The sequence below is a fragment of the Cardiobacterium sp. genome (assembly GCF_057314735.1).
In genome coordinates, this window is record NZ_DBHKZK010000066.1 from 20,189 (window position 1) to 37,800 (window position 17,612).

General features: G+C 56.8%; 12 protein-coding genes. 3 read left to right on the forward strand and 9 right to left on the reverse strand.

The genetic code is table 11. The annotated features are described in order from the left end of the window. Window positions 1-30 precede the first annotated feature (30 nt). Entirely contained in the window at window positions 31-981 is a 951-nt protein-coding gene (locus ACO54Z_RS09795; RefSeq protein ID WP_485996839.1) for a cation diffusion facilitator family transporter, read from the forward strand. Window positions 982-1,059: 78 nt separating this feature from the next. On the opposite strand, the gene ACO54Z_RS09800 is transcribed toward ACO54Z_RS09795, so the two are convergent. The 7 genes from ACO54Z_RS09800 to ACO54Z_RS09830 form a co-directional block, all read right to left on the reverse strand. Next, complete coding sequence (locus ACO54Z_RS09800; protein WP_485996840.1) at window positions 1,060-3,870, reverse strand: hypothetical protein; 2,811 nt, start codon at window positions 3,868-3,870, stop codon at window positions 1,060-1,062. Window positions 3,871-4,266: 396 nt separating this feature from the next. Continuing rightward, window positions 4,267-4,605 carry a hypothetical protein gene (locus ACO54Z_RS09805; RefSeq protein WP_485996841.1) on the reverse strand — a complete coding sequence of 113 codons (339 nt, stop codon included), beginning with the start codon at window positions 4,603-4,605 and terminating at the stop codon, window positions 4,267-4,269. Between the two features lie 8 nt (window positions 4,606-4,613). Beyond that, a complete protein-coding gene (locus tag ACO54Z_RS09810; RefSeq protein WP_485996842.1) occupies window positions 4,614-5,381 on the reverse strand; it encodes a hypothetical protein in 768 nt (255 codons plus the stop codon). Window positions 5,382-5,399: 18 nt separating this feature from the next. Next, window positions 5,400-6,296 carry a hypothetical protein gene (locus ACO54Z_RS09815; RefSeq protein WP_485996843.1) on the reverse strand — a complete coding sequence of 299 codons (897 nt, stop codon included), beginning with the start codon at window positions 6,294-6,296 and terminating at the stop codon, window positions 5,400-5,402. A 47-nt stretch (window positions 6,297-6,343) separates the two neighbouring features. Further along, a complete protein-coding gene (locus ACO54Z_RS09820; protein ID WP_485996844.1) occupies window positions 6,344-6,529 on the reverse strand; it encodes a hypothetical protein in 186 nt (61 codons plus the stop codon). 342 nt (window positions 6,530-6,871) lie between these two features. Beyond that, the gene (locus ACO54Z_RS09825; RefSeq protein WP_485996845.1) at window positions 6,872-7,675 is read right to left on the reverse strand and encodes a hypothetical protein; all 804 of its coding nucleotides are present in this window, start codon (window positions 7,673-7,675) and stop codon (window positions 6,872-6,874) included. Window positions 7,676-8,083: 408 nt separating this feature from the next. Beyond that, a complete protein-coding gene (locus tag ACO54Z_RS09830; protein ID WP_485996846.1) occupies window positions 8,084-13,165 on the reverse strand; it encodes an alpha-2-macroglobulin family protein in 5,082 nt (1,693 codons plus the stop codon). Between the two features lie 169 nt (window positions 13,166-13,334). On the opposite strand from ACO54Z_RS09830, the gene ACO54Z_RS09835 reads away from it, so the two are divergent. Then, on the forward strand, window positions 13,335-14,501 hold the full coding sequence (locus ACO54Z_RS09835; RefSeq protein ID WP_485996847.1) for an NnrS family protein: 1,167 nt from the start codon (window positions 13,335-13,337) through the stop codon (window positions 14,499-14,501). A gap of 3 nt (window positions 14,502-14,504) precedes the next feature. On the opposite strand, the gene ACO54Z_RS09840 is transcribed toward ACO54Z_RS09835, so the two are convergent. Further along, a complete protein-coding gene (locus ACO54Z_RS09840; protein WP_298079139.1) occupies window positions 14,505-15,224 on the reverse strand; it encodes an endonuclease/exonuclease/phosphatase family protein in 720 nt (239 codons plus the stop codon). After that, on the reverse strand, window positions 15,212-15,928 hold the full coding sequence (gene deoC / locus ACO54Z_RS09845) for a deoxyribose-phosphate aldolase (RefSeq protein WP_485996848.1): 717 nt from the start codon (window positions 15,926-15,928) through the stop codon (window positions 15,212-15,214). The genes ACO54Z_RS09840 and deoC overlap by 13 nt, the downstream gene beginning before the upstream one ends. Window positions 15,929-16,164: 236 nt before the next feature. Between deoC and ACO54Z_RS09850 the strand changes: the two genes are divergently transcribed. Then, window positions 16,165-17,457: a DEAD/DEAH box helicase gene (locus ACO54Z_RS09850; protein WP_485996849.1), complete on the forward strand. Its 1,293-nt coding sequence runs from the start codon at window positions 16,165-16,167 to the stop codon at window positions 17,455-17,457. Window positions 17,458-17,612 lie beyond the last annotated feature (155 nt).

The following is a 17,612-nucleotide window of genomic DNA, read 5'->3' on the forward strand; positions in this document are numbered from 1 at the left end:
AATCGCGGCAAACCACCACCGGAGTCTGTCATGTCCCACGTTCACACCCACAACAAAGCCGTGCTGAAAGGCGCGCTCTTGCTCATCGCTGCCTTCATGCTGGTTGAAGTCGCGGGTGGCCTGCTCACCAACAGCCTGGCGCTGTTGTCCGACGCCGGGCATATGTTCTCGGATGCGCTCGCGCTCGGCCTCTCGCTCGCCGCTTTCTACTGGGGCGAACGCCCCAACACGCTGCGCAACACCTACGGTTTCCGCCGCAGCGAAATCATCGCCGCCGCCTTGAACGGGCTGACGCTCGCCGCCATCGTCCTCTGGATAGTGATTGAAGCGGTGGGGCGACTGCTGCACCCGCCGCAAGTCGCTTCCACCGGGATGCTGGTGGTGTCGGTGCTGGGTCTCGTGGTGAACATCGTCGTCGCCGTGTGGATGCACCGGGGCGGCGACATTCACGGCAATCTCAACATGAAAAGCGCCTACCTGCACGTCTTGGGCGACCTGCTCGGCTCGGTCGGCGCGATACTGGCTGCGCTGCTGATGCTCGCCTTCGGCTGGCGCTGGGCCGATCCCGTCGCCAGCCTGCTGATTGCCGCACTGATTGGCAAAAGCAGCTACGGCGTGCTGAAAAGCGCGCTGCACATCCTGATGGAAGGCAGCCCGGCGCATATTGATGAGGCGCGGCTGCTCGCCACCCTGCGCGCCGCCGATGGCGTCATTGCCGTGCATGACCTGCACCTGTGGACGATTACCAGCGGCCTGAACGCGCTCTCCTGCCATATCGTCGTCGCGGGCGACCTCTGCGTGCGCGAAGCGGAAGCCATCGTGCAGAGCATCGCGCACGAACTCGAACACCACGGCATCCAGCACAGCACCATCCAGACGGAAAGCGAGGCGCACGGCCACAGCGACAGCCTCGTCTGCACCTGCGCGGCGGACGGCGGCGTGCATCATCATGACCATGATCATGAAGGGCATCATCATTAAAGGCTGTTCGCCATCCGGTTTTGTCCGCTGCGCGATAAAAAAACCGCCCCGGAGGGCGGTTTTTCGTTACATGGCAGTCTAAATCCCCGCCCAGGCATCAATCAGGCGGTCAATGTGCTCATGTGCGCTGCCCGTACCATGCGCATGGTGGTCGTATTGATGTGGTGGCGTGGCATTTTTGCCCGCTGTGCCGTGCTCCATCTGGTCAATCAGCCGGTCCACATCGCCAATGTCAGACGGACTGTTCGCGTCCTGCGTCAGGCGGTCAAGCAACCTGTTCCAGCCGGAAAGGCCGGCGTGGTTGTCTTCCGCCGCACCATGCGCCAGCCGGTGCAGCAACGCATCCAAATCATGTTGTCCGTTCTCAACCCAATCCGTCGGGTCAGGATAATCTGGGTCGCTGTTGGCGCGGGCGACTTTATCCAGAAACGCGTGGTCAAAGACCATATCGTCGCTGAAGCGCACCGCATTCACCGGCGCGCCGTTGAAATGATCGCGCACTGTCACGCTGCTATCGCCGTCATGACTGCGGATGAGCAAATCATTGTTGACGCGGCTGATGTCCACCTCGGTCATGTCGCGGTCGAGCAGATGAATCTCGTCGTGGCGACCCGCATCGTTATCCACATTGTGAACCGTGTCATGCCCGGAATGCCTGTCGAAGCGGTACACATCGTTGCCGCTGCCGCCATCCAGCGAATCATCACCGCGCCCGCTCACCAGCACATCATCGCCTGCGCCTGCGTGAACCATATCGTTGCCCGCGCCGTCCATGATGACATTGCTAGCCGCATTACCGTCGATGCGGTCATTGCCCGCCCCGGCATTGACGAAATCCTCGCCGTCGGCGAGCGTGATATGGTCATCACCGCGGTGAATCACCTCATGCAGCGCGCTGCGACTCTCCTGCGGCAACTGCGCAGATGCCTGACGCACGCTCACCGTCAAATGCTGCAACAACGCCGCATTGCCCGGTGTGAGACCTTGCAGCGCGTCGAGAAAATCGCCGACCGTCGCCGCATTGACACTGCCCGCGCCGAAACGCTGCGCGATGGCATCCGCCAGCGCGGTGTCATTGATTTCCCACGCGCCATGCTGCACGCGGAACTGCGCCAGCCCGTACCACTCGCGATAATGACTTTGCAGCGACAATTGCGCGTGCAACAGCGACTTCAAGTCTTCATACACCTGCGCCACGCTGCGCGCATACGCCCCGGTTGGCTGCTCCGCCAGCGCGGGCTGCCCCCAGAACGCCTCCAGCACCGCCAAATCCCGCGCATCCAGCGCGCCGCGCGTGCCCGTCACCGCATCGGCCTTCGCCCAGCGACGCAGAATCTGCTCCGTCAGCGTCTGCCGCGCCGCCGGATCGGCCTCCGTGACAAACGTCTCCACCAGTGCGCGCAAATCCGCATCCGCATTCATCGCGCGGTGCAGCGTATCCACATTGCCAAAGCCGGCGGCGTTGGGCAGGCGCGTGACCGCCTCCGGCAAGCCGGCAGAAGAACCGTGATGCACATCCACCGCCACACTATCAACCTTGTCGGCGGTGAACCACAGCGTCTGCATCAGCCCGCCCGCATCCTGCGTCGCAAAAGCACCCTCGCCACGGTGCTCCACGCCGTTCGCGTCCGTCCAGGTAGCGGCGTCATAAGCGGTTGCCAGCGAAACAATCCCCAGCGCTTCCAGCGCAAACAGCTCATCCGCGCTGGCGATGCCGTCGCTGTTTTTGTCCTGCCAGACACGCAAATGGGCAAACGCCGCATCCTGCGCATCCACCTTGCCGTCGCCGTTATCATCCAGCGCCGCCAAAGCCGCAAAACCGTCCGCCGCCAGCTCGCCGGACGGCAGCCGCGTTTCATTGCCGAGCAACTGCGAACCGTTGCTGACGCGCGTCGCCCCGTCGGCAAGATTCACCAACAAACCGTCTTCCGGCGCAATCCATGACAACTTCTCGGCAAAGCCGCTGTTATCCATATCGAAATGCACCCCATGCGCAAGCGGCAACGTGCCAATCTTGCCGTCGCCGTTCAAATCAAGAGCGAGGGGGTCGAGCGCCATCGGCGGGAAAAACGGCTTCCACGGGTCGGGTTCGCCGCAGGCTTTCGCGCCATGCTGCGCATCAATGCCCGCGCCGATAATTGCGCCCAGCGGACCTCCGGCGACACCGCCTGCAAAACCACCAGCGAAAGCGCCGAGAATGGTACAAATAGGCAACCCGCCGGGGTTGGCCGGATTATTGCCATTTTCGTTGCCGCCGTTTTCGTTGGCATTGCCGTTGTTACCGTTTTCGTTGGCGTTACCGTTGTTGCCATTTTCGTTGGCATTGCCGCCATCATCAAACTTGCCATCCGGGCCGGGCGGGTTACGGCTGTTGGGATTGCCGGGGTCAAAGCGGCCTTTATCTTTGGTCGTTACCCCTCCGTTTTCTACCGTTGCTTCCCAGTTATATGAGCCGTTATCAAAATCAAAAGTCCCGTCAGAGTTTCTGTCATATTTCCTGGTTACAGTAACGGTAACGCCATTCTGCGTTGTAGTGGTAATTTGCAGACCATCGGTGTAATTGGTATAGGTTGTTGATGAGGAATCTATATTCTTGTTGTCAAAATCATATTTTCCATTACCATCACGTTTGTAGTGAATCTCTGAAGTGGTAGTACTGTTATCATGGTCATTGGTTACCGTGATATTTTTTATACCGGTTTTATTATCAGACGTAGAAATTATTTCAACCTTTTCCCCATTCTTGTCTGTAGTGGTGGTTATTTCAATATCATTACCATTTTCGTCAGTTTTGTTGGTTGTTACGGTCTTTTTACCGTTACTATCTTCATGCTCGGTAGTCGTAGAAATTACCGTACCACCTTCACCTTTAACCGTAGTGGTTTTCACACCGGTTTTGCTGTCGGTTGTTACTGTTTTTTCTCCAACGGTATGGCCATTTTGGTCAGTAGTAATAGTTGTTTCAACTGCATTGCCATCTTTATCTGTAGAATACGTTGTTATAGCTTCGTTTCCATCACTATCTTTGATGGTTTTGGAAATTATGTTACCATTCGTAGTCCTAACTATTATAACCTTTGATATTTCTTTACGTTCTTGGGAATATGAGTTTTCTTGCTCAATCATTCCTTGTTCTATTTCTATTGTCTCTTCTTTAATTTCTTTATCATTTTCTGTTATTCTAGTTTCATATATTCTAGTTGGCAAATTCTTGTCTACATTAGTTATGGTAACTATAGTTCCTTTTATTTTTTCATTAGTATCATAGGCATATACATCATACACTCATGTAACACGGGTTTCTGTATCCCCCACAAAATAAGTAATAGAAATTTCATTTTTTTGAAGAATATTGCCGCTAATATCATAATTATTTAAAGTATAGTTCGCGTACTTCATATTATCAATAGTTCTATATTGAAATTCAATAGTAGATTTTTCTTTATCAGAAATAACTTGAGAAAACAATGTTGGTTTGCCCTCTCTTTTAGATACTTCTGATATCAACTTATTTTTTCCACCTGGTATTTCGAATAGGACATCACCATTATTATCTAGATGAATTGATTGAACAAATTCCTTCTGCTCTTTTGAAGTTAAAGCATCAATAATAGGATATCCCACAGCATTATCTAAAAAAAGTTAAGCCCAACTTGTTCTTTAAGAAAATTTATTTTACTAATATCACTATAAGTTAATGCATCTTTTTCATCAACATCCTTCTGAGATACAGGAACAAGATTACCTCTAAATTCTTTTAATGTGTCTATAATTTTTTGTTTATCAGTGCTGTTACCTTCCCAAAAATCTCTATCCAAAAAAGGATCTTTTCCTGTTTTTTCTATATAGTCTTTGGCAATTTCTTCAAATTTATCCTTGGTTTTTGAATGATATATTTCAAAATCTGATTTCATATTTCCTATATCACTTTGTGGATTATTTTCCCTAAATTTTTGGTTTTCTTTAAAAACTTGATACTGAGCTACAGCCGCATCTACTTCTGTCAGGTTGTAAGCATCAACGTATTCATTGAGGGTTACATCTTGAATATTATTTTTGACATTTTGAACTAATTTATTATGTGCGCCGAGTGCATGACCAACTTCATGAATTATTGTATCAATAGTTAAGTATATGTTTTTTCCATCTACTATCTCTGTCCCTATGTTGATATTTCCTATACTGTCAGGAGAATTGGAATACATATAACCAACCTCTTTATCACTACCTACAACATTCATTGTGCCATTCTTGTCTGCATATCGATTAAGCATATTGATGGCAGTAGGAGAATGCGCCAAATAATCCATCTGCGTTTTATCAGACTCCAAAGAATCAAGAGATCTGATTATAGCTTTGGCTTTATCATTAAGGCCATCAATTTTATCAAGTTCACTCATAGTATCCTCCTGTAGGATTTAAAAAGAAGAAAGAAATTTTATTTCAAAGCTACCATAACCGGGAACACGCCAATTGGAGATAATCATCTCCGATTTTCTTTTTTTCCACGCATGACTATTTTGCAATGCACCTTGTCTAAAAGCACCTATTCCATCAGATGTTGCGTTATACGTATCTCGTTGACAATTTCTACGGTTCTCAAAATTTTTGCTGTAATAATCCTTGCAAAAACGGGCTGATGGCAAATGTCTGAAAATAACCCCGTCTTCAAAAATATTACCACCTTGTTTAAAAAAATTTTTTGAAATTTCAACTCTGATGGAGCATAATTTGTCTGTTATCTCACATTGGTGTAATGATAAATAAAATTGACCATTATAGTCATCAATATAATCAATATTTTTATAGAGAAGTCTTCCGTTATAAGTGTAGGCCAAGATCGGAATACCTAAAGATTCCAAATGATGCTCTTGAGGTCTCTGTAAGCAGGGCAGATCCATATGGTTGTATAGCTGGACAACCAATTCTTCTATATTGTGTACCGGTATAAAATCACTGCATTCATTCTCAATTGCTACTTTGTGTACCGTATCTGTGGCTGTAAATGACGAGACAGCAGGTAATAGCCCGCCATTATGCTCTGCAATTCTTCTCTTCTGCATGGCCTGCTCCAGCAGTTTTTTAAACAGCTCGTATTTATCCTCTGGAGAATCTGAAAGGGTTGCGATGGGTCGATACCGGTTAGGTGGAGATAATGCTGTTTCTGGCTGCGTGAGAAACGCATCTTTCGTCGCTTGCAGTACGGGAATGCCGGGGATGAAACCTGCCGGTTCGGATGGTGGTGGGGAATCGGCAGCGGTCGCTGCCAGGGGAAGCGCCAGTAACAGCGCGAGGGATGTTTTTTGAAAAGTCATAGGCTCACTCCATGGGTCATGACGTGTGTGTCGGTTGAGGCACTTTTTTACCGTATCATCGTTTGCCGGGTGAGGCAAGCATTTTTGTTTATGCGGGCGTTTTGTTTGCCTGTTACAAGGAATGAAATTCCAAGGATGAAACCTGCCAGTTCGGATGGTGGTGGGGAATCGGCAGCGGTCGCTGCCAGGGGAAGCGCCAGTAACAGCGCGAGAGATGTTTTTTGAAATGTCATAGGCTCACTCCATGGGGCATGACGTGTGTCGGTTGAGGCACTTTTTTACCGTATCATCGTTTTCCGGGCGAGGCAAGCATTTTTGCTCAGGGAGGTATTACGTTTGCTTATAAGCACAGCAAAATATATCACCAGATAACAAACAAAAATGTTCGTGATTTAATCGTGGTTGCAGGAATTATATTCACAGAAGTAGCGTTAATTATTTTGGTGTTCTTTATTTCGTTGGGTTATGCTCGTTCCTCGCTAACCCAACCTACGCTTGCTTAATCCTTTAATATCATCAAAATTCTCGGGGGAATGGGTGTTAGACATAGCTATTTCTCCAGTTTAATTAAATATTTAGTCACGAAAATATAAGGTAAACCGCTCCGAACCTGCAACATACCAATTGGCTATCTCCATTTCTGTTTTATTAACTGTCCAAATATGGTAGCTTTTGGGAGAAAAATCTCCCCATTCTCCAGAAAAATGAAGACGGTTAAACTTGTAGAAATCCCAAGAGTGCGCGGTATCGCCTAAATTTTTATATATTTCAGGCTCGGGAATAGGAGGAAGAGATCTGTTTTCAAATATATTGCCTCCATAATCAAAGAATTTTTTTGGTATTTCTACTGTTATTTTAATAACATCCTTGCGGTCTTGTGTAACCAATTGCACCAAAAAAAATTTTCCTTCATAGAGCTCCATTGGTTTAAGTGAATCATAATGAATTTCCCCGACAGGTAAAGTCAGAACAGGAATTCCAAGTAATGTCTCTAAATTATTGGTGTCAGGATGACGCAGGCAGTCAAATTTCATGTGATGATATAACTGCCAAATTAAATGATTCATATCCGTTACCGGGGTAAAATCGCTACATTCATTCTGCACCACAGGTTTTTTCACCTGTCCCGGAATCTCAAATGGGGCGACATCGGGAAAATCTTCCATCCGCATTTTTTCTGAGGCAGGAGGAGGTATAGCAGGTGTAGGCGGTGGATTTTCCGCTTTTGCCTGCGTGAAAAACGCATCTTTTGCCGCTTGCAGCACGGGAATGCCAGAGATGAAACCCGCCGGTTCGGGCGGTAGTGATGGGGAATCGGCAGCGGTCGCTGCCAGGGGAAGCGCCAGTAACAGCGCGAGGGATGTTTTTTGAAATGTCATAGGCTCACTCCATGGGTCATGACGTGTATCGGTTGAGTTTTTCTACGCTGCCATTGTTTACCGGACGAGGCAAGTATTTTTGGGCAGTGTCCTGAAATGTATGCTGTCTCAGGGGTGATTGAATTGCATTGGCGGTAAAGTTACGGACGCTACCCCCTCCCCAACCCTCCCCCGCTGCGGGCGCTGCGCGCCCTGCAGGGGAGGGGGACAATTCGGCGCAGCAATTCAGATTTATAGCAATCCTCACAAAGCCCTGTACAGCGTTGAGCCGCCTCACCGTACTAAACTGTACTGCCTTCGGCGGCGCGCCTTGTACAGAACTTTGTGAGTATCGCTATATGTGTATAGCCGCGATTTTGAACAGGTTCTAAAAAAACCGCCCCGGAGGGCGGTTTTTTTGGGTTGCGGTTATTGCACCACGATGGTTTGTGCCGCCTGGCGGGCGTGTTCTTCGGGGTGGTACATATTTTCGATGGAAGCGCCGGGGGCGTGCCAGGTGCCCGCACGGGTGGTGCGGCCGTAGAGGGTGTAGCTGAACGCTTTCGGCGCGCCATCCAGGGTGAAGGCGGCGATGTGGCGGTCGTCGCGGTTTTCCCGGTACTGGTAGCGGATGTTGTCGCTGTCATCCCCGCCGCTGTTGTCGTCTTCGTCCTGGGCGCTGTCGTGTTTGTCGTCACGCAGCGCGTTCAGGGTGATGCCTGCGGGCAGGCGATAGACGTAGAGCAGGTCGCTTTGTGTGGCGTCACGGTCGAGTTTCGGGGTGAAGGTCGCGGTGATGCGGATGTCGGTGTTGTTCGGCAGTTTGGCCGGGTCAAGCACGGTGCTGCCGTCCGCGGTTTCGTAGCGCAGCGCGATGTCCCAGCCTTCGCTGCTCGCCGTGTCTGCCGCCGGGACGTGCAGGTCGCTCGCTTCCAGCCACAGCGGTTGTTTGCCGGGGTTGGTGATGCGCACGCGGCCGTTGTAGTCGCTTTTTTCGAGGTCGGCCAGGGTCGCCGTTTTGCCGTTGATTTCGATGGCGGTGTCGGCGGCGAGTTTGGGGGCGACGGTCGCAAGGCGTACCAGCCAGGCGAGTTCTTGTGTGCTCAGGTAGCGGTCGTGCGAGAGTGCCTGGGCGAGTGCGTCACGCTGGCTCTCGATTTGTTTGGCGATGGTCGCCGCGGTGTTTTGCGGGTCGTTTTTGACGTTTTGCCATTGGGTTTCGAGTTGTTTGAGGCGGACGAGGTTGTGCGCGGCAAGGCTGGTCGCACTGCTGTAGGGGTAGCTGTTGCTGTTTTCTTCGGCAGTCAGGGTGTTCAGGCGTTCGCTCGCGGCCTGGTATTCGCCGAGTTGTGCCAGTGCGGCGGCGATGTCGAGGCTGTCGTTGCGGTCGAGTTTGTCGCCGGCTTCGCGGTGGTAGCGCAGCAGGTTGCCGCGTACGGGTTCGCCCGCGTAAGCGAGGGTGTAGTAGCTGTAGCTGTCGCTGTGGGCGCGGTTGGCGTCGAAGCTGCCGTCGTTGTTGTCGCGCAGGTTTTTCAGCAGGCGGGTGAGTTGGGCCGGGTTTTGCAGCTGGTCGTGTTTTTGCAGTTCGAGCAGTGCTTCGCCGACGTAGGCGGTCAGCCAGGCGTTGTTGTTACCGTAGCCCCAGAGGCTGTAGCCACCGTCGTAGTGGGCGAGGTTGGCGAGGCGGTTTTCGGCTTCCCGGATGTGTTCGCGGTCAGGGGTGGCGGCGGCGATGAGTCCCCACAGTTTGCCGGTGGTTTGTTCGCTGCATCCGAGCGGGTAGTCGGCCAGTTGTTTTTGGTAGGGCTCGGCGTTGTAGGGGATGCCGCTGTTCAGGCTGAGGCGGGCGTCGGCGAGGTCGGTAAATTCCAGCGTCGCACCGGCGTCCAGCCGCTGGTACTGGTTGCGTACGGCGGGCAGGGTCGGGGCGCGGACGGGGATGCGCCGCTCCAGGGTTTCGTTGTAGTCGCCGCTGATGGCCACTTTGATGTGGGCTTCGCCGGTTTTGTTGCTGCGGAAGGGGTAGCGCAGGGTGGCGGTTTGGTCGGGGGCGAGGGTGCTTTCGGGGATGGGTTCGCCCGCGAGGTCGAGGCCGTCGGTCTCCAGTTTGATGTTGAGGTTTTGGGTTTTGTCGGTGGTGTTGTGCAGGCGCAGGGTGAAGACGCCGCTGTCGTCCTGGCTGAGGTAGCGCGGGCTTTGCAGTTCGGCGACTACCGGGGCTTTGACGATGGCGGTTTGTTCGGCACTGCCGGTTTTGTCAGGGTTCCAGGCGGCGGTCATGACGCGCAGGCGGCCGTTGTAGTGCGGGATTGGCACGGTGTACTGGAGATTGCCGTCGGTGTCGAGTTTGAGCGGGCCGCTCCAGTTGGCGATGAGGGTGAGGTCGAGGTCTGGCAGGGCGGCAAGTGCGGCTTGATCCACCGGGTTTTCGTCGCCGTCGGCACCGCTGCGCAATGCGGCGAGGCGGGCGTTGGTCTGGCGGATGATGTTGCCGAAGGTATCGTACAGTTCCAGGTTCAGGATTTTTTTGCCGTAGAAGGCTTGAAGCGGGTCGCTGAAGCTGGGCGCGGTCAGTTGGTAGAGGCCGTCGTCCACCACGGCGATGTTGACCCAGGTGCTGTCGCCCGCTTCGGGGACGTGGATGTCCACGGTGAGCGGTTGTTCGGGCTGGGCGTTTTCCGGCAGTTTGATTTGGGGCGCGAGGCGGCGGTGCGCGAGGTCGGCACCAAGCCAGCGCAGGCCGACGGCACGGCGGTTGTGGTCGTCGTTTTTGTCGTTCCAGGCGTTGGCGAGCAGCCAGATGCCTTGTTCCCAGCCTTCTTGCCACGGGATTTGCAGTTGTGCCTTGCCGTTTTTGAGGGTGATGTCGTGGCTTTCGCTGATGGTGTCGCGGCTGGCGATTTTGACGCTGGCGGCGCCGTCAAAGGGCGCTTGCAGGTTGAGGGTGATGGTGTCGCCGTTGTGGTAGGTTTCGCGGTCGGTGGTAAGGGTGATGGTGGACGGGTTGTTGTTGCCGGGGTTGCCGTACCAGCCGCGGGTGATTTCGAGGCTGGCGGCGCTCGCCGGGTCTTTGCCCTGGGCTTCGAGGATGTAGATGCCGTTGTCCAGCGGCAGTTCGAGGGTCGCCGGGGTTTTGCCGTCGGTGGCGATGGTGCCGGTTTTGACGGGGTGGCGGGTGTCGTTGTCGTTGTAGCGCCATTCGCCGTCGTCGTAGTACCAGTACCAGTCGCGCTCTACCTGGTAGAGGGTCCAGTTGAGGTTGTCGCCCTGTTGTTCGCCTTTGTCGTTGATGACGGCGATTTGCGCGGTGTTGTCGCCGCTTTTGAGGGCGATGTAGGGTGCGCTGCGCGGCAGCAGGGTGGTGTTTTCGGCGCCGATGGTGCTGCCATCCGGTGCGGTGAGGGTGCTGGTGACTTGTAGTGCTTGCGGGCGGGTGTCGAAGGGGCGGTCGAGGGTGATGTCGATGTGGCGTTTGCCGTCTTTGTCGGTGGTGCCGGCAGCGATGCGTTGTTCGTCGTAGGCGGCGACGGTTTCGTCGTGGCGGCCGATTTGCCAGCCGGTCCAGGCCGGGTTGGTTTTGGCGAGATCGCCGTGGGTGATGCGCCAGACGCCGTCGTTTTGCAGGTCGGCGGCGGGGGCGCCGTAGAGCCAGTCGGCTTTGAGGTCGATGCTGGCTTTGTTGTCGCCTTCGGTTTTGACGGTCAGGGTGTTTTCGATTTGGCGCGGGATGATGCTGTCCACGCGGTAGGTTTCGTCCACGAGGCGCGCGCCGTCTTTGCCAAGGCTGATGCGGATTTGCCAGTTGCCGAGGCGGGCGTTGTTGGCGATGGCGCTGCTGTAGCGGTAGGCGCCGCTGTCGTCGGCTTTGAGCAGTTCGCTGTGGACGAGGTTGCCGTCCGGGCGGCGGATTTCGAGCCAGAGCGGGCTGTCGCTCCAGGCTTTGCCTTCGGGGGTTTTGAAGAGCCAGAGGGCGTTGATGGTGTCGTTCGGGCGGTACACGCCGCGGTCGTGCCAGCTCCAGTGGCTCAGGGTCGGGTTGGCCGCCGGTGCGCCGTCCAGGCCTTTGTCGGAGAGGTCGATGCCTTGTCCGGCAACGCGCAGGTAGGCGAGGTGTTCGTCGTGCTGGCTGACGAGGTGTCCGGGGGCGTCGGAGCCGTTGCCGCCGGTTTGTGCGGCGCTGAAGCGGGCGATGCCTTGTGCGTCGGTTTTGGCTTCGCCGAGGACGCGGTTGTTTTGGGCGTAGAGGGTGACGGTTTGTCCGGCGATGGGCTGGTTGTTGCGCAGGTCGCGCAGTTCGGCGAGCAGGCCGTCGCGGGTCTGGTAGGCGGTGAGTCCCTGGTCGGTGACGGTGAAGCCCATCAGCGCGGTTTGGTATTGGTCGGGGACGCGCAGGGTGAGGACGTATACGCCGCTGCGGTTTTCTTTGCCCGCCATGTCGGCAAAGGCGATGCGGTTCTGGACGACGCTGTTGCGTTCGCTTTTTTCGGGGTTGAAGCTGCCGCTCCAGATTTTGCTGGCGTTGGCGTCGAGGTCGTAGGTGTTGAAGTAGTCGGGGTTGTCGATGGCGTCGTGGATGTCGCCGGCGAGGTTGTTGCCGGGGATTTGCCACAGTTCGAGTTCGATGGTGTCCACGTTGCTGCTTTCGACGGTGAGCGCGGCATCGGGGTCAAGCACGAGGGTTTTGCCACGGGTGGCGAAGCGCACCATCGGTTCGCGGTCGCCGGTGCTGATGGTGCGCTCTTCGGCGCGTCCCAGTTCGAGGTGGTTTTGTGCAGTCAGTTTGGGGTCGATGCGGATTTTGTAATCGCGCTGCCAGACGCCGTTGTAGCAGATTTTGTCGCCGCTGTAGCGCGCTTCGCCTTCGGCGGCGGGTTCGATGGTGATGCGTTTGCGCCAGTCTTGTTGGGGTTCGGCGAGGAGGGTTTCGCTAAATTCGAGGCAGATTTGTGGTTTGTCCTGTTGTTTGTCCACGTCAACGTTGGCGAGTTTGAAGGTGAAGCGGTCCAGCAGGGCGTTGTATTGTTCTTTTTGGTTGCCTTCAAATTCGGGCGCGAGTTTTGCCAGCGCGGCCAGGGCGAAGGGGATGCTGTCGCGGTCGGTTTCCATGATGCGTTCGTACAGCGCGAGGTTGTCGCCCAGCCAGGCTTCGCGTGAGTTGCGGATGTTGGGCGAGGAGGCAAGCAGGGCGCGGTAGGCGATGCCACGCGGGTCGTCGCTGTAGCGGGTGCGTTCCGCCAGTTTGCCGAGCAGCTCGCCGGGGTTTTGCAGGTGGGCGAAGTCTTTGCTGGCTACGCCTTTTTTGCTTTTGCTGTATTTGGCGTTTGCCCGCCAGGTGCGGATGTCGGCGTCGGCCAGGTTGGCAACCGGGCCGGTGCCGTCTTTCAGGTATTGGTTGATGTCCGCTTCGGCCTGGTTGCGCGCGGCGACAAGGCTGTCTTCACTCCAGCGGGCGCTGGCATGGGCAAGGCTGATGGCGCCGATCAGGGCGGCGAGCAGGGTCTTTTTGAACATGAGAGTGTCTCTTGTGGGTGAAAATTGGCGCGGATTTTAGCAAATCCGGCGGGGTTTTTTGGGGAGGGCTGTGGCTTTATTTTCTTGCTGCGGCAAGGGGTTGATTTCCGTCATCGGTGGCGCGGGCGGCGGGTGCTATTCTTGCCGCCGTTTTTTCAGGAGTCTGTTCATGTCCCGCTATCCCGCGATTCTCAATTTGGGTTTTCGCCTCTTTTTTTTCTCTGCGACCGCTTTCGCCGTGCTGGCCATGCTGGCGTGGCTGGCGGTGTATCAGGGTCATCATGCCACCGTCGGCGGGCTGGTCGCGCAGTGGTGGCACGGCCACGAGATGGTTTATGGCTACGCTGCCGCAGTCGTCACCGGTTTTTTGTTCACCGCAGTGCAGAACTGGACCGGCGTGCCGATGCCGCACGGTTGGCCGCTTTTTTGCTATTGGCTGCCGTGGTTCGCGGCGCGGCTGCTGTTTGCCTTCGCGCCAGGCGGGTATGTCGTCGCCGCTTGCTGCGATTTGCTCTTTGCCCTCGGCGGGTTGTATGGCGTCGCGCGCCCGGTCTTTGCGGTGAAGCAGTGGCGGCAAATGGGGCTGGTCTCGAAAATGGCGCTGCTCGCCATCGGTCAGCTGCTGTTTATCGCCGGGCTGCTCGGCTGGGGTAACGGCATCCGCTTTAGCCTCTATCTCGGTGTGTTCGTCATCCTCGCCATCGTCCTCACCATCGGGCGGCGGGTGACGCCGTTTTTCACCGAACGCGGCGTCGGTTATCCCTTCACCCCGAAAAATAGCGCGCTGCTGGACCGCGCCTGCCTCGCCACCTTTACCGCTTTCTTTATATTGAAGGTGTTTACGCCGTGGACGGCAGCGGCAGCGCTCTTCGCCCTCGCTACCGCCGTCTGCAACGGCTGGCGCCTCGCCGGCTGGTACACGCGCGGCATCTGGCATCGCCCGCTGCTGTGGAGTATTCACCTCGCCTTCGCCGCGATGATTTTCGGCTTTCTCCTCTTTGGCAGCCAACTGTTCTGGCCGGTGGTGAGCGATACCCTCGCCCTGCACGCGCTGGCGCTGTCTGGCATCGGCCTGCTGACGCTGTCGATGATGGCGCGGGTCAGCCTCGGCCACTCCGGGCGCAATATTCACGAACCGCCGCGCGTCGCCGTCATCGCGCTCTACCTGCTCTGCGCCGGGTTCGTCTGCCGCGTGCTGCTGCCGCTCGCCCTGCCCGCGCAATATTTATGGTGGATTGGCGGCGCGCAGGTGCTGTGGGTGGTGGCATTCTGCCTGCTGCTGCACGGTTACACGCTCATCTGGTTTCGCCCGCGCATTGACGGTAAGCCGGGGTGAGGATTATTCCGCCAGCTCAATCACCCGCGGCAGGTGGTCGCTGTCGCGTTCGTCGCTGACGAAGCTGCGTGCGCTCAGACCGCCTTTCAGGAAAGCGTGATCGAGTGCCTTGTGCGGCCTCCAGCTAGGAAAGGTCGGACTGGTGTCGCCGAGGCGACGGTAGCCGTGTTCGGCGAGGATGCGCAGTTGCGGCGCATCCGGGGTGCAGTTGTAATCGCCGGTGATGAGCACGTTTTCCCAGGCGGCAAGCTGGCCGCGGATGAAGCGCAGTTGGCGGTGCTGGTCGAGCGCGCCGAGGCTCAGATGGATGTTGGCGACGACCAGCTCGCCACGGGTGGTTGCAACCGCCGCCGCCAGTACGCCGCGACCGGGGATGCGCGACGGCAGCGGGCGGTTCAGCACTTCGCGCAGCGGCATTTTGCTCAAAATGAGGTTGCCGTGCAGCGAGAGTTTGCCGAGGCGGCGATTGGTCTGGGCGAGGCTGTATGGCAGGCCGGTCAAGTCACGCAGTTGTTCGACGTGGTTACGAAAGCCGTTGCGCAGGCCGCCGAGGTCAATTTCTTGCAGGCAGATGAGGTCAAACTGGCTGATGTAGGCGGCGATGCGGGCGAGGGTCTTGCGTTTGGCCGGGCCGGGCAGGATTTGCCGGTGCCATTGCCAGGTGTAGCTCAGGTAGCTGCGTGCGTTAATTGCCGCCTGGATGTTGTAGCTCAGGATGCGCATGGGGGCTGACCGTCGGCGTCTTGCAGCGCGGGCAGGTCTTCCGCGCCGATGCTGAGGCGAAACCGCGCCACGTTCGGCCAGTCCTCGTCCATCACCGCTGCCGCTTGTACCAGATAGGCGCGGGCGGTGTCGGCGTCATGCACGCCGCCCGCGATGACAAGGCCAATGTCGCGCGGGGCGGCGGCAAGGGTATTGAGCAACAGCAATGCCGCTTCCGGCGTCGCCCCCTTTTCGGCGTAACCGCTTGAGGTTTGCAGCATATCCGCCCCGGCACGGATGGCGGCTTCGGCGCTGGCGAGAATGTCGCCATCGGCCAGCACGCCGGTTTCGAGGATGACACGCAGGCGGGTGTCGTGGTCGTGGCAAAACTGGGCGACGCCTTCGCTGAGCTCCAGCGCGCTGCTGGCGTTGTCGTTGATAAAGGCGCGGTAGGGGAAAATGAAGGCGATTTCATCGCCGCCGTCGGCGAGGATTTGCCGCAGCGTCGCGTAAATCGCCTCCTGCGACTGCGCCCCGTCGGGGAAATTGACGACACTGGCGACCTGCACGGCAGCAGGCAGCGCCCGCCGCGCTTGGGCGACAAACGGCGGCGGTACGCACACCGCGGCGCAGTCCGCCGCTTGCAGGCAGAGGGCAGCGATGCTGCTTTCGTCCTCCGTGGCAGAAAGGGCGGCGAGTTCAAGCAGGGCAGGGGGGAAGGGCATGGCGTTCTCCGGTGTGAAAATGGCGACAGCATAAGGGATTTTTGCAAGAACCGCTTTACAAGCCGCTGCGGGCGCGTACAATGCGCGCCCTTTGACGACATCGCCCGCGATCCGAAGCACGAGGCTTCCCCTGATTGTTGCCGATGAAATGAAAATTCCGGCAACCCTCATCTTCGTAACCCTCACGGCGCTGCGGTCGTCATGGTTTGCCATTGCCCCACACACCGGAGCCATCCATGCAAACCTTCACCGACCTGAGTCTCCCCGAAGCCCTGCTCAAGGCCATCGCCGCCAGCGGCTACACCACGCCGACGCCCATCCAGGCACAAGCCATCCCGCTTGCCGTCGCCGGGCGCGACCTGCAACTCTCCGCGCAAACCGGCAGCGGCAAAACCGCCGCCTTTGTCCTGCCCATTCTCACCCGCCTCGTCACCGGCGAAAACAAGGGCAAACGCCCGCGCGCGCTCATCCTCACCCCGACACGCGAACTGGCGCTGCAAGTGCATGACCAGGTACGCAAATACGGCAAAGAACTCAAATGGTTGTTCTCCGTGCCGCTGGTCGGCGGCGCGCCCTACGGCGGACAAATCCGCGCCCTGAAAAAAGGCGTGCAAATCATCGTCGCCACCCCCGGCCGCCTGCTCGACCACCTGCGCGACGAACGCATTGATTGCAGCGCGCTCGATATGCTCGTCCTCGACGAAGCCGACCGGATGCTTGATATGGGCTTTGCCGACGACCTCAATGCCATCATCGAAGCGCTGCCGGAGGCGCGGCAGACCATCATGTCATCCGCCACCTGGGACGGCGCCGTCGGCAAAATCGCCCGCCGCTATACGCGCGAGCCGGAGCGCATCGCCATCAAGGTCGAAAGCGCGCACATCGAAGAAAAAGTCTATTTCTGCGACAACGCCGACCACAAAAACCAAATCCTGGAGCATCTCGTCGCCGACCCGGAAATGGGGCAGGCCATCATCTTCGCCGCCACCAAACGCGCCAGCGAAGAAATCGCCGACCAACTGCGCGACAACGGCTTCCGCGCCCGCTACCTGCACGGCGACCTGCCGCAAGTCAAACGCAACCGCATCGTTGAAGACCTGCGCAAGGGCAAATGCGACATCCTCGTTGCGACAGACGTCGCCGCGCGCGGCATCGACGTCCCCGCCATCAGCCACGTCATCAACTACGACCTGCCGCGCCAGGTGGAAGACTATGTGCACCGCATTGGCCGCAGTGGCCGCGCCGGACGCAGCGGCACCGCGATTAACCTGTGCAGCCTTGCCGACCGCAGCCAGCTTTCCGCCATCACCCGCTACCTGGAGCGGAAAATCGAAGAGCACCGCATCGCTGGGCTGGAGCCGAAAATCACCAGCAAACCGAAAACCAAACTGGGGAAAAAATTCCGGGGCGCACCGGGCAAAAGCTACGGCAAGGCGGACGGCAAGAAATTCGACGGCAAACGCGGCGGCAAAAAACCGTTTGCCGAACGCAAAGGCGGCAATTACCACCGCAAAGGCGAGCGGGCATAAGCGCGCCAGGGGCTGTTTACAATTTAGACCTCCTTTCAAATCCGCAGCGGGCGGGTTTCATGCGTAGGGTGTGTGGTGGCGTAGCCGACACGCACGCCGGAATTTGATATCGGCAACCGCGTGCGTGCCTGCGGCACAAATCCTACGCTGTTGCC

Bases quoted from the DNA above. Each gene is read 5' to 3' on its own strand.
- deoC (WP_485996848.1), bottom strand. From the start codon at position 15,928: ATGCCCTTCCCCCCTGCCCTGCTTGAACTCGCCGCCCTTTCTGCCACG.
- ACO54Z_RS09840 (WP_298079139.1), bottom strand. From the start codon at position 15,224: ATGCGCATCCTGAGCTACAACATCCAGGCGGCAATTAACGCACGCAGC.
- ACO54Z_RS09850 (WP_485996849.1), top strand. From the start codon at position 16,165: ATGCAAACCTTCACCGACCTGAGTCTCCCCGAAGCCCTGCTCAAGGCC.
- ACO54Z_RS09830 (WP_485996846.1), bottom strand. From the start codon at position 13,165: ATGTTCAAAAAGACCCTGCTCGCCGCCCTGATCGGCGCCATCAGCCTT.
- ACO54Z_RS09835 (WP_485996847.1), top strand. From the start codon at position 13,335: ATGTCCCGCTATCCCGCGATTCTCAATTTGGGTTTTCGCCTCTTTTTT.
- ACO54Z_RS09815 (WP_485996843.1), bottom strand. From the start codon at position 6,296: ATGACTTTTCAAAAAACATCCCTCGCGCTGTTACTGGCGCTTCCCCTG.
- ACO54Z_RS09810 (WP_485996842.1), bottom strand. From the start codon at position 5,381: ATGAGTGAACTTGATAAAATTGATGGCCTTAATGATAAAGCCAAAGCT.
- ACO54Z_RS09795 (WP_485996839.1), top strand. From the start codon at position 31: ATGTCCCACGTTCACACCCACAACAAAGCCGTGCTGAAAGGCGCGCTC.
- ACO54Z_RS09825 (WP_485996845.1), bottom strand. From the start codon at position 7,675: ATGACATTTCAAAAAACATCCCTCGCGCTGTTACTGGCGCTTCCCCTG.
- ACO54Z_RS09820 (WP_485996844.1), bottom strand. From the start codon at position 6,529: ATGACATTTCAAAAAACATCTCTCGCGCTGTTACTGGCGCTTCCCCTG.